Annotated in this window: 15 protein-coding genes; 1 reads left to right on the forward strand and 14 read right to left on the reverse strand. The window is 39.1% G+C overall.

All coding sequences use genetic code 11. From position 1 onward, the window contains the following. Window positions 1–24 precede the first annotated feature (24 nt). From MOQ65_RS03310 to MOQ65_RS03375, 14 genes are all read right to left on the reverse strand, one after another. Window positions 25–1,167, reverse strand: coding sequence for an elongator complex protein 3 (locus tag MOQ65_RS03310; RefSeq protein WP_257846633.1), 1,143 nt, complete (start codon window positions 1,165–1,167; stop codon window positions 25–27). A gap of 195 nt (window positions 1,168–1,362) precedes the next feature. After that, window positions 1,363–2,100: a ribonuclease III gene (gene rnc / locus MOQ65_RS03315; protein WP_257846634.1), complete on the reverse strand. Its 738-nt coding sequence runs from the start codon at window positions 2,098–2,100 to the stop codon at window positions 1,363–1,365. Next, the gene (gene fabF / locus MOQ65_RS03320; protein ID WP_257846635.1) at window positions 2,100–3,344 is read right to left on the reverse strand and encodes a beta-ketoacyl-ACP synthase II; all 1,245 of its coding nucleotides are present in this window, start codon (window positions 3,342–3,344) and stop codon (window positions 2,100–2,102) included. Before fabF ends, rnc begins: the two co-directional genes overlap by 1 nt. Before the next feature lie 36 nt (window positions 3,345–3,380). Then, window positions 3,381–4,337: an NAD(P)H-dependent flavin oxidoreductase gene (locus MOQ65_RS03325; RefSeq protein ID WP_005386972.1), complete on the reverse strand. Its 957-nt coding sequence runs from the start codon at window positions 4,335–4,337 to the stop codon at window positions 3,381–3,383. A gap of 77 nt (window positions 4,338–4,414) precedes the next feature. Beyond that, window positions 4,415–4,645, reverse strand: a complete 231-nt coding sequence (locus MOQ65_RS03330) for an acyl carrier protein (protein WP_004693441.1) — start codon at window positions 4,643–4,645, stop codon at window positions 4,415–4,417. Window positions 4,646–4,696: 51 nt separating this feature from the next. Further along, window positions 4,697–5,440: a 3-oxoacyl-[acyl-carrier-protein] reductase gene (gene fabG / locus MOQ65_RS03335; protein WP_105085447.1), complete on the reverse strand. Its 744-nt coding sequence runs from the start codon at window positions 5,438–5,440 to the stop codon at window positions 4,697–4,699. Between the two features lies 1 nt (window position 5,441). Further along, window positions 5,442–6,383 (reverse strand): ACP S-malonyltransferase, encoded by a 942-nt coding sequence (fabD, locus tag MOQ65_RS03340; RefSeq protein WP_039969254.1) that lies wholly within the window; start codon window positions 6,381–6,383, stop codon window positions 5,442–5,444. Between the two features lie 10 nt (window positions 6,384–6,393). Continuing rightward, entirely contained in the window at window positions 6,394–7,338 is a 945-nt protein-coding gene (fabK, locus tag MOQ65_RS03345; RefSeq protein WP_257846636.1) for an enoyl-[acyl-carrier-protein] reductase FabK, read from the reverse strand. A gap of 15 nt (window positions 7,339–7,353) precedes the next feature. Beyond that, window positions 7,354–8,349: a beta-ketoacyl-ACP synthase III gene (locus MOQ65_RS03350; protein ID WP_257846637.1), complete on the reverse strand. Its 996-nt coding sequence runs from the start codon at window positions 8,347–8,349 to the stop codon at window positions 7,354–7,356. Next, window positions 8,333–9,361, reverse strand: coding sequence for a phosphate acyltransferase PlsX (gene plsX, locus MOQ65_RS03355; RefSeq protein WP_156719551.1), 1,029 nt, complete (start codon window positions 9,359–9,361; stop codon window positions 8,333–8,335). Before plsX ends, MOQ65_RS03350 begins: the two co-directional genes overlap by 17 nt. 3 nt (window positions 9,362–9,364) lie before the next feature. Then, the gene (fapR, locus tag MOQ65_RS03360) at window positions 9,365–9,925 is read right to left on the reverse strand and encodes a transcription factor FapR (RefSeq protein WP_105085443.1); all 561 of its coding nucleotides are present in this window, start codon (window positions 9,923–9,925) and stop codon (window positions 9,365–9,367) included. 319 nt (window positions 9,926–10,244) lie between these two features. After that, complete coding sequence (rpmF, locus tag MOQ65_RS03365; protein WP_004693428.1) at window positions 10,245–10,421, reverse strand: 50S ribosomal protein L32; 177 nt, start codon at window positions 10,419–10,421, stop codon at window positions 10,245–10,247. A 25-nt stretch (window positions 10,422–10,446) separates the two neighbouring features. Then, window positions 10,447–10,959 (reverse strand): YceD family protein, encoded by a 513-nt coding sequence (locus MOQ65_RS03370; protein ID WP_257846638.1) that lies wholly within the window; start codon window positions 10,957–10,959, stop codon window positions 10,447–10,449. A gap of 101 nt (window positions 10,960–11,060) precedes the next feature. Beyond that, on the reverse strand, window positions 11,061–11,195 hold the full coding sequence (locus MOQ65_RS03375) for a rubredoxin (protein WP_004693422.1): 135 nt from the start codon (window positions 11,193–11,195) through the stop codon (window positions 11,061–11,063). Window positions 11,196–11,724: 529 nt separating this feature from the next. Between MOQ65_RS03375 and MOQ65_RS03380 the strand changes: the two genes are divergently transcribed. Continuing rightward, window positions 11,725–12,678 (forward strand): nitronate monooxygenase, encoded by a 954-nt coding sequence (locus MOQ65_RS03380; RefSeq protein WP_257846640.1) that lies wholly within the window; start codon window positions 11,725–11,727, stop codon window positions 12,676–12,678. Window positions 12,679–12,691 lie beyond the last annotated feature (13 nt).

The raw sequence follows: 12,691 nt of genomic DNA on the forward strand, positions 1-12,691 counted from the left end.
AACCCCGAATAATCATATCTTTTATTATAACATATATTGTAGGCCATCAATACAGCAACGAACAGTATTTCTCGTATTATCTTCACACCAATCTATGCTAAATTGAGGATATGTTTCTTGGAAATATAAAATATTGCGATTTTTGAGACCTCGAACCTTTGATGTACTGCTTCTAGGATAAGAAATTACAATCCTATGTTTCATCAAAATATTACCACTATCCGAATAAGATCTACATTTTACCTTATGGGTATGGTAACAATCAAAATGAGAAAAATTGTAACCATTTTGCTTTCCTAATAAATTTTCTGAAGAAAGATGTTCATCAATACATCTTTCAATACGTTGTTTATATTGTTCATTTACAACGAGCTCACCCATAGCAGGTTCATAGGGACCTGCTACCAAACTATTGCCTGAATCGAGCTCTTCCGTGCTTTGTAATCCTGTACGTATAACTTCAATATTATGCTGTTCAAACCATTCCTTTAAGAATGCACAATATTTAATAGCTTGCTCAGTACTTAATGGCTCATATTCACCAGATCTATATTGATCTGCTAGTTCTGTATTTTCTATAACAAGAACAGGATAGATTCGAACAAAATCTGGTTCTAGTTTAACTACAGCAATAGCGGTTTCTAGAATGGTTTCCCAAGTTTCACCTTTTAATCCTGGTAAAAGCTGAACACCTACAGTCATTCCACGCTGTTTTAATCGCGCAACGGCCTCTACTACCTCTTGAGCGGTGTGACCGCGCTTAGCATCGACTAAAATACCATCATTCATAGACTGTACGCCAAGCTCTACTGTTTTTACGCCATAGGATTGTAACAATGAGATAGCCTCATCCCCAACAGCATCAGGCCGTGTAGAGCAACGTATGCCATCGATTATATCCTGTTGTAACATCTCATAAGCTGGCGCTAATAAGGTATGTTGCAAATCTCGATGAATGGCTGTAAAAGAGCCTCCATAAAAGGCGACCTCCCAAAACTTATCATTTCGTTTTTCACCCACATAATCTGTAATCGTTTTTTTTATATAATCCGGTGTTAGGTGACTAATACCAGATTGGCCTGTAATACGGGATTGGTTACAAAATGTACATACATAAGGACACCCTACATGAGGTATAAAAAAAGGTATCATACCAAATGGTTTCATAGTCACTCTCCTTTCTTATATAAAATAAACTCAGCCAAAACCTTTTATATTAATATATTAATATCCATGTATTTATTCCTTATGATATGTAATTAATATATTAAGATATAAGGCTTTCGATACAACGATTATAAGATAAATATATTTACTATTCTATATACTATTATACAGAAAAAAGCGCCATTAGGCGCTTTTCTATTTGGCCATTAACTTTTCTAACGTTAATTGAGCCGCATGTTGTTCTGCAATTTTTTTACTTTTACCAGAGCCTGCCTCGTAAGTAACACCATTGATTTCGACCACCATATGGAAGGTCTTAGCATGGTCGGGACCACTTTCACTGAGCAAACGATAGACGATATGTTTATCACCATCTCGTTGTACATATTCTTGTAACAAGGTTTTATAATCCTTGCCCCGTTTACCTTCTAAAGCTTGCTTGATATACGTAATGAGATGTTTTAAAACGAAGTTCATCGCCGTTTGGTAATCTGTAGAAATATAGATAGCACCAATGAGAGACTCAAAGGTATCCGCTAAAATAGAATTACGATTATTACCACCAGAAGCACATTCACCATGTCCGAGCAATAAATATTGCCCCAATTGCAAAGAACGACTTACAGATGCTAAAGAATCCTCACATACTGTAGCGGCCTTGATTTTCGTCAAATTACCTTCGGCCATGTCTGGATATGTCTTAAATAGGTATTCCCCAATAATAAGATCTAAAACAGCATCGCCTAAAAACTCTAATCGCTGATTGTGATTAATATGCTTTGATTTATGTTCATTCGCATAAGATGTATGTGTAAAAGCACAATCTAAAATGGATATATCTGACACAGGTATGTCTAAACGAGCAACAAGCCCATGAAGAGATTCTTCACGAGCTTGTGTCATCTTACTCTTATGCGCTTCAACAGCTACCATTAGTCTTCATAACGGCGTACACAAAGTGTACCGTTATGACCACCAAAACCGAAAGAGTTGGAAAGAGCACATTTAACTTGAAGGTCACGTGCACCTTCGCGAACATAGTCAAGATCCAAACCTTCATCAGGATTGTCACAATTGATTGTAGGATGAACTTTACCAGTTTCGATAGCCATCGCCATAACGATAGTTTCGATAGCACCAGCAGCACCTAACAAGTGACCTGTCATGGATTTTGTAGAGTTAACAGCGATGTCTTTAGCATGATCGCCGAATAATTCTTTAATAGCCAATGTTTCATTTTTGTCATTAAGGCCAGTAGATGTACCATGAGCATTGATGTAGTTAACGTCTTTAGGATCGATACCTGCATCTTTAATTGCTAATTCCATACATTTACGAGCTTGTACACCACCTGGAGCTGGTGCAGTAATGTGGTAAGCATCGCCATTAGTACCATAACCTACAACTTCAGCGTAGATATGAGCACCACGAGCTTTTGCGTGTTCTAATTCTTCAAGAACAACGATACCAGAACCTTCACCCATTACGAAACCATCGCGATCGCGGTCAAATGGACGAGATGCTTTTGTTGGTTCGTCATTGCGTGTAGACATAGCTTTCATAGCTGCGAAACCAGCTACAGCTGCAGGAGATACAGCTGCTTCAGTACCACCGGCAAACATGATATCAGCATCACCACGTTGGATGATACGGAAAGCATCGCCAATAGCATTTGTACCAGAAGTACAAGCTGTTACGTCTGTAATAACAGGACCTTTAAGGCCAAGACGGATGGATACACGTGCAGATGTCATATTGGCAATCATCATAGGAACTGCAAATGGACTTACACGACCAGGACCTTTTTCGAATAATGTTTCATATACTTCATGGATAGAGTCGATACCGCCAATACCAGTACCAACTACAGTACCACAACGATCTAAATCTTGTTTATCTAAATCAAGATCCGCATCTTCACAAGCAAGAACAGCAGCACCGATAGCCAATTCTACAGAACGGTCCATACGACGCGCTTCTTTCTTGTCTACGCCATAGTTTGTAACATCAAAATCTTTTACTTCACCAGCAATACGCGTTGCATATTCAGATGCATCAAAGCGTGTAATTGGCCCAATACCAGATTGACCTGCCAATAACGCATTGTAAAAGTTCTCTTTACCGATACCTACAGGAGTCACTGCCCCTAAGCCAGTAATTACTACACGTTTTTCCAATTATTCCACCTCTTATAGCTATACAGCCCTTTTAAATTAATCAATCTCTGCTACTTGCTGTTTTAGTTGAGCAAAGATATCTTTAACTGGCATAATCTTGTCGACTTTTCTCATATTATTGCCAGAGAACACCAAACCTGTTTCCACATCACCTTGTTGTGCACGAGAAAGAGCACGGATGATACAGAATTTATGGGAACAATGTTTCAAACAGTTATCACACACCGTTGGAGGTGCTACAGTACCGTCCAATACAGATTCAGCAAATTTATTTTTAATTGCTTGTCCAGGCAAACCTACAGGACTTTGAATTAATACAATATCCTCAGGATTAGTAGCCCGTACATACATTTTTTTCAATTCGTCAGATGCATTACATTCATCAGAAGCAGCAAAACGGCTACCCATTTGAACGCCACTAGCACCTAATTTCAACATTTCTACGATGTCACGACCATCAAGAACACCACCAGCACCAATAACTGGAATGTTTTTAACAGCAGCTACAACCTCTGGAACGATTTCTCGAGCAGAACGATCCGTCCCCAAGTGGCCACCAGCTTCGCAACCTTCTACGATTACTGCTGCTGCACCTAAACCTTCAGAAATGCGAGCTAATTTTGCGGACGAAACAATTGGTACGATTGGCGTACCAGACTCTTTGCCCATTGCGAACATATCTCTTGAAAAACCAGCACCTGCTACTACAAGATCAATGCCCTCTTCGATGGCAGTTTTCACTAAGCCCGCAAATTGTGTTGCGGCTACCATCGCATTTATACCAATAATACCCGTAGGTGATAATTTTCTAGCTAATTGTATTTCGTATCGTAATTCATCAAACGGCAAACCGGATGCTGCAATAAGGCCGATACCACCTTCATTTGCAACGGCTGCCGCCAAGCGAGCTGTAGACAATCTAATCGCCATACCACCTTGAATAATAGGTACTTTGGCCACTAGATTCCCAATGCGAAGTTCAGGGAGCTTCACTATCAAATCCTCCTGTAAATAAAACCGGTTGGGAGGCCACTCGGCCTCCCGTACGGCTGAATTGTCAGCTTTACAGCTTATTTAGCAGAATCAATATATTCTACTGTATCCTTAACGGTTTTGATTTTTTCTGCAACATCGTCAGGGATTTCAACATTGAATTCTTCTTCGAATGCCATGATCAATTCAACGATATCTAAGGAGTCAGCGCCTAAGTCGTCGATGAATGTAGAATCAATGGTAACTTCAGCTTCATCAACGCCTAATTGTTCCACAACGATTGCTTTTACTTTATCGAAAGTGTTCATTGGTGGTTCACCTCCTTTCAAAGTGTATTTATATATAGTCTAATTTTGAAACTACATCACCATACCGCCATCTACATTGATGACTTGGCCTGTAATATAGTTAGCAAAATCGCTAGCAAGGAATGTTGCTACTGTCGCTACTTCTTCAGCATTAGCCATACGGCCCAATGGAATTTCTGCAACCATAGCTTCTTTAACTTTTTCTGGTAATACATCAGTCATATCAGTATTGATAAATCCTGGTGCAATAGCATTAACAGTAATGCCACGACTTGCTAATTCTTTAGCACAGGATTTAGTAAAACCAATTACACCAGCTTTAGATGCTGCATAGTTAGTTTGACCCGCATTACCCATAACGCCTACAACAGATGTCATATTGATAATATGACCAGAACGTTGTTTCATCATGATTTTAGATACTGCTTTAGTTACTAAATATACACCTTTAAGGTTGATATCTATAACAGCATCAAAATCTTCGTCTTTCATACGCATCAACAAACCATCACGCGTAATACCCGCATTATTTACGAGAATATCAATGTGACCAAACTCTTTATGAGCTTCTTCCACCATAGCTGCAACCTCATCAGCATTAGCTACATTGGCTTTAATTTTAATGGCTTTACGGCCTAAAGCTTGTACAGCTTCAACAGTTTCTTGAGCTGCACCTTCGCTACCGCTATAGTTAACCACAACATCAGCACCAGATTGTGCTAAATTGATAGCTACAGCGCGACCAATGCCACGGGATGCGCCAGTTACAATGGCTACTTTACCCTCTAAATGCATTTTATCGAACCCCTTTCAAAAATTCAAGCGTTTTCTCTAAGGATGCAATGTCTTCAACATTGGCTAATTCCATATCTTTATTGATCTTTTTAGTAAAGCCAGTAAGTACTTTACCAGGACCTACTTCAACGAATCGAGTTACACCAAAGTTAACCATTTCAGCTACGCAGTCTTCCCACAATACAGGGTTTGCAGCTTGTGTAACTAAGGATTCTTTAATATCGTTTGCATTAGTCAAAATTTTACCTGTCACATTTGCTACTACAGGAATTTGAGCATCGCTCACTTGGATTTTATCCAACTCTTCTTTTAAACGTAGAGCTGCAGGTTCCATCAAACGGCTGTGGAATGGAGCACTTACAGGAAGCATAACAGCACGTTTTGCACCGGCTTCTTTCATCTTTTCTGCTGCAGTTTCTACCGCTGCTGTTTCACCAGCAATAACAATTTGACCTGGGCAGTTGAAGTTAACTGCTTGTACAGAACCAACAGAATCATTAACCTCTTTACAAATTTCTACAACTTGTTCACGAGGTAAAGCTAGAATTGCTGCCATAGCACCTTTGCCCAATGGCACAGCTTCTTGCATATATTCACCGCGTTTATGAACAACATACACAGCATCTTTAAAATTCAATACACCTGCTGCTACAAGAGCACTGTATTCACCAAGACTATGACCACCTACGATATCAGGTGTAAAGCCTTGTTCTTTAAGAACTTCATAGCAAGCTACAGATGCAGTTAAGATAGCCGGTTGTGTATTAGCAGTTTTAACAAGTTCAGTATCAGGGCCTTCAAAGCACAATTTGGAAATAGAATAACCAAGCGCTTCGTCAGCTTCTTCAAAACGTTGTTTCACAATAGGATATGCATTGTACAAATCTTGTAACATGCCTACTTTTTGGGAACCTTGACCAGGAAAAACAAATGCCGTTTTCATAAGGGCCTCCTTATTTACCAAGACCTTGAAGTTTTTTAATTACAGTTTCAGTTTCAGCCATGATATCTTTGATAATAGTTGCACATGGTTTAACATCTGTTAACATGCCAGAGATTTGACCGATCATTACAGAGCCTTCTTTTACATCACCTTCAATAGCAGCTTTACGAAGTGTGCCTGCACCTAAGTTTTCTAACTCTTCTTTGGAACCACCGCTAAATTCAAGGGATTTATATTTATGAGCTAATGCATTATCAATGATACGTACAGGGTGACCTGTTGTTAAACCAGTCATAACAGTGGCACGATCTTTTGCTTTCAATACTGCATTTTTATAGTTTTCATGAGCAATACATTCTTCGGATAATACGAATCGCGTACCCATTTGTACTGCTTGAGCGCCTAATGCAAAGGCTGCAGCCATACCACGGCCATCAGCAATACCACCAGCTGCGATAACTGGAACATCTACAGCATCTACTACTTGTGGAATCAATGCCATAGTAGTAATATCGCCTACGTGACCACCAGATTCTGTACCTTCTGCGATAATTGCATCAATACCACCGCGCAACAAGCGTTTTGCAAGTAATACGGAAGCAACTACAGGGATTACTTTAGTACCGATTTCTTTTAAAGCTGGAATATACACGCCAGGATTACCAGCACCTGTTGTAATTACAGGAACGCGTTCTTCCACAACTACTTCCATAACTTCTTTAACAAATGGAGACATGAGCATAATATTACAACCAAATGGTTTGTTTGTGCGCTCTTTTAATTTGTGAATTTCATTACGGAAAATATCAGGAGGCATATGACCAGCCCCAATGATACCAAGGCCACCCGCTTCGGAAACAGCTGCCGCTAATTCTGCAGTACCGAGCCAAGCCATACCACCTTGTAAGATTGGGTACTCAATCTGCAATAAATCACAAATGTCAGTCTTAATCATCTTGATGTGTCCTCCTTAATACCATTTCAAGACAAGGCTAGCCCATGTAAGGCCTGCACCAAATCCTGCAAACGCAACATTATCGCCGCGTTTGAAACGCCCTTCACGATTAGCTTCGTCCAAAGCTATCGCTACAGACGCGGCAGATGTATTACCATACTTATGTAAATTAACAAATACTTTTTCCATCGGCATATGTAAGCGTTTTGCAGCCGAATCAATAATACGAATATTTGCTTGATGTGGAATAAAGAAATCCAACTCATTAAGTTCCATTCCAGCTCGTTCTAAAGATTTTAAAACAGTACGCCCCATCGTTTTAACAGCAAATTTATATACTTCAGAACCATCCATATGAATGAATGTTAAACCTTCTTCAATGCGTTGGTCATTGGCAACTACGGCTGTACCACCTGCAGGAATACAAAGAGATGGACCACCAGTACCGTCGGCACCCATATCAACACCTTTAATGCCATAACCTTCAGGGACTTCAGATACTACTGCGGCACCAGCGCCATCACCAAAGAGGATACTTGTACTACGATCGTTCCAATTTACTCGACGGGAGAGAATTTCAGCGCCCACAACGAGCACTTTTTTGTATAAACCGGAGCTAATATAGCTAGCTGCAGTAATCAATCCATATACAAAGCCAGAGCATGCAGCTTGTAAATCATAGGCCGCTGCATTCTTAGCGCCTAAATTTGCTTGTAATACACAAGCGGCTGAAGGAATAATCATATCCGGTGTTAAGGTAGCAAAAATAATCACGTCTATATCTTCGGCACTAACCTTAGCCATTTGCATAGCTCTTTTTGCTGCCTCAGTCGCCATATAGGATGTATTCATACCTTCCGGTGCAATGCGTCGTTCCTCAATACCAGTACGTTCTCTAATCCATTGGTCATTGGTATCAACCATTTTTTCTAGATCAAAGTTTGTTACTACATTGTCAGGAAGGAAGCTCCCAGTACCAATGATTCCAACCGGTTTACTCATCATAGTCATACTTCAAGGCTCCTTCAATATCCATTGTTTCTCTTATGTGTTGAATAATTTTACGTTCTACTAAATCACTAGCAATTTCAATAGCAGTTTTAATCTCTTTAGCTTTGGAGCTACCATGAGCAATCATAAACACCCCGTTAACCCCTAAGAGTGGAGCACCACCATTTTCCGTGTGATCTAAGCGTTTTGCCATCTTTTTTAAAGCTGGCTTTACAAGCATAGCACCAATTTTAGCAAAAATACTACCTGCCATAATGCTATCCTTTACTAATTGTGTAAGACCTGTTACCAAGCCTTCTGCGAATTTAAGTACCACATTACCGACAAAACCATCGCAAACAACAACATCTACGACCCCTTTTGGAATATCACGGCCTTCAATATTACCTTTGAAGTTAATAGTTTTCATACGTTCCAAAATTGGATATGTGGCTAGAACGACATCGTTCCCCTTAGTGGCTTCTTCGCCAATATTTAATAACCCTACTGTAGGCTCTTCTTTACCTAATAAAAGTTTTGCATATTCAGAACCCATCAATGCACCTTGTACAAGATGTTTTGGTTTACTATTTGAATTAGCACCAGAATCCAACATAACAGTAATACCACTCACTGTTGGCATCGGAGTTGCAATAACCGGGCGATCAACCCCCTTAATACGACCGAGACCAAACAATGCAGCTGCTACAGCTGCACCTGTGCTACCAGGAGCAATCACGGCATCGCAAGCATTATCACGAACTAAAGATGTTGCTACCACAATGGATGCGTCCTTTTTCTTACGCAATGCTTGTCCTGGATGCTCATCCATACCGATAACTTGACTGGCATGGTGTACAGAAATGCGTGGATTCTTAGCTTCATTCCTAGCTTCTAATATATTAAAAATTTGCTGCTCATCACCGACGAGCACCACTTCAATGTGTTCATTTGCTCGTACGGCTTCAATGGATCCTAGTACAGTCTCCAATGGAGCAAAGTCGCCACCCATGGCGTCTATTGCAATTTTCATAATCTACACCCTATTCTCTACGGATTCCATAATAAATTTTGCGCGAAATACTTCTTTTATTTTATCTCTTATAATGACCCAAATAAAGAACTTATTACCACGGCGACGCACAATTTCTGCTTTTGCCACCAGATTAGTACCAGCTCCAACTGGGTTTTTATATTTTATATTTCCAACCTCCGCAGAACAAACAGTAGTCCCCATGACTACCTTTGCGAGGGAATTTGCTTGAGCATATAAATACTGTGGCTCTACATGTCCAAATCGATCTTCCATATCAGAAGTAGTACGTAGCATTGATAATGCTTGTTGTCCTTCCGTAACATCGATCAGTTCACCAACCACTTCGTACGGTACATGTTCTACCGCTTCTTGTGATTGACCTGTAGCCATGACGCGTATGCGTTCACGCAATTCAGGAATGCCCAACTCTAGACGATCTAGACGAATCGTTGGCACACTTACATTAAAATGTGTTGCCAATTCTTCATCAGTAAGAAATGGCGTAATATTCAGTTTTTCTTGTAACTGCTTTTGGCGCTCTTGCTTCTTTAACCGACTCATGGGACCACCTTTTATGACCTAGTATTAATATTACATCCTAAGTATATACAATAATTCCCTTATTTGCAAGGCTTTTCATACATATAGTAACAGATTTTGTACATATATACCAAATATAGTTATTATTTTATATTTAAGTATCTTTTTGTTTATAAAAGTATAAAAAATGCCACTATTCTACAACTTTATATTACTATAAAATAGTGGCACTGACTAATGCATATGAAGTATATTAAGTTATATATATTACTAAAAGTATACAAAAGCATACAAAAAAGACGCCTACTACTACAGTAGGCGTCTTTTTTCCGCTCACATATTAAGCATTAGCTACTACTTGCTCACCTTTATAGTGACCACATGTAGGGCAAACACGATGAGGCATCTTAGGTTCGTGGCATTGTGGGCATGCTACATAACCAGGAGCTTCTAATTTCCAATTAGCACGACGGCGATCGCGACGGCATTTAGACAATCTACGCTTAGGTACTGCCATTATCTGCACCTCCTTAGTACAATCATTAGGACAATCTATCATCTTTCTCATCAAGCAAAGCACGTAACTCTGCAAATCGAGGATCCACCACAAAGGATTCACAAGAACAAGGTGAAACATTTAAATTTGCTCCGCAATGAACGCACAATCCTTTGCAATCATCCTGACATAACACTTGAGAGGGCTCATTGATGATTAATGTATCCCTAATTAGTTCGGTTAAGTCAATTTCCTCTCCATCGAAAGGAATCACATCTTCAGCAACGTCTCTAGAATCACTAAAGATTTCCTCAAAGGAATCCTTACGATCATGCTCTGTTGTAGTTAAACAACGTGAACATTCGTAATCGCCTTTAGACTCTATCGAACCTTGAACGATGTAATTTTGACCATCAAACCAAAACTCACCATTAATGGTTATATCATGACGGCTCCAAGGAAAAGCAGTTACGTCACCAAGCTCAGAGGATGGTATCGTATAGCTATAAGGAAATTTCTTTCCTATATGTTCTTTTGCTTGCTCTACTTGCAGTTTCATAATCTTACCTCGACTCATAATATTATAAACATGACATAGTGCTTTGTCAAATAAAAAAGACTATCTTAAGCGGACTCAAGATAGTCTTTTTGGTAAGTCAATTACATTTTTTCGAATTGGTCTTTACCAACACCGCAAATTGGGCAAACATAATCAGCTGGTTGATCTTCGAATTTCACGCCTTCAACAGCTTCATCATAAACCCAACCACATACTACGCATACGTATTTTTCCATGTGTATTTCCTCCTTCACTTGAAAATTATTCTTTAATGTTTATCTTTTATAATTCAGATACTCTATCTGTAATGTAGTATATCAAAGATATCGAAACTTTTCAATACTCATTTTCTTAATTTCTCATTTTTCCCAATATTTAAAAAGCATATATAATATGCGGATTTGTGTTACATATTAATTTGAAATCTATTATCATTTAGGCGCTTTTAGATTCAATCCCCCAAAATTTTTTTCATCACTCTCCCTCTATCAATATAAATAATAGACTTTATTCTACCAACAGTTTTTGTAGTATTAACGAAAATATTGGCCTAAGGTGTACATAATTTATATATTATACTATTATATATAAGAGAATATAGTTACATTATATTCCAAAACAAATAAACTAATAACTTATTATATAAGTATGTACTTATGAACACTTACTTCTCTATGCGATATACGTATAATAAGAATTTTACTATCTTACTATGAACTATTGATTAGAGAAATCATCATTTATTTTGTTATCATAGGAGGATTTATGAGAACAGCTTTAACGGAACTTTTACAAATTGAATACCCTATTATCCAAGGTGCTATGGCTTGGGTATCTGAACACAAATTAGTTGCTGCCGTTGCTAACGCAGGTGCAACAGGTGTTATCGCCCTTGGTGGCCGCGATGCTGAATGGACTCGTAATGAAATTCGTGCATGTAAAGAATTAACAGATAAACCTTTCGGTGTTAACCTTATGTTAATGGCACCTAATAAAGACGAGTTACTAGATATTATTATCGAAGAAAAACCTGCATTTGTAACACTAGGTGCGGGTAATCCTGTACCATATATTAAACCACTCCAAGAGGCTGGTATCAAAGCTATCCCTGTAGTACCTTCCCTCAAATTAGCTAAACGTATCGAAGAAGCTGGAGCCGATGCGATGATCGTAGAAGGTATGGAAGCTGGTGGTCACATCGGTAGCCAAACAACTATGTCCTTAATGGAAAACATTTTACCAGAAATTTCTATTCCTGTAGTAGTTGCTGGTTCCATTGTAGATGGTCGCGGTCTTGCAGCTGCATTACTAATGGGTGCAGAAGGTGTACAAATGGGCTCTCGCTTCTTATTAGCTGAGGAATGCCAAGCTCATCAGAACATGAAAGACGCAATCATCAAAGCTACAGATACTGATTCTGTTGTAACTGGTCTCCTCTCTGGACACGGCGGTGTTCGCAGTTTAAAAAATGAATTTACTACTCGCTATTTAGCTGCAGAAACGGATGGTGTTACTACACCTGAAGAGCGTACTAAAATGTCTAAAGGCACTAATAAACGTGCTTCTATCGATGGCGATGTTGTTAACGGCGCGGTACTAGTTGGTCAAGCTTTGAATCGTCTTGTAACTATTGAACCAGCTCATACAATCGTTCAAACTGTAATGAACGAAGCAATTATGTCTATTCGTAAGGCACAACGCCTTCTTGAAATTGTTTAATAAATTAGGAGTA

The sequence above is a fragment of the Veillonella faecalis genome (assembly GCF_024677885.1).
Classification (GTDB): Bacteria; Bacillota; Negativicutes; order Veillonellales; family Veillonellaceae; genus Veillonella; species Veillonella nakazawae.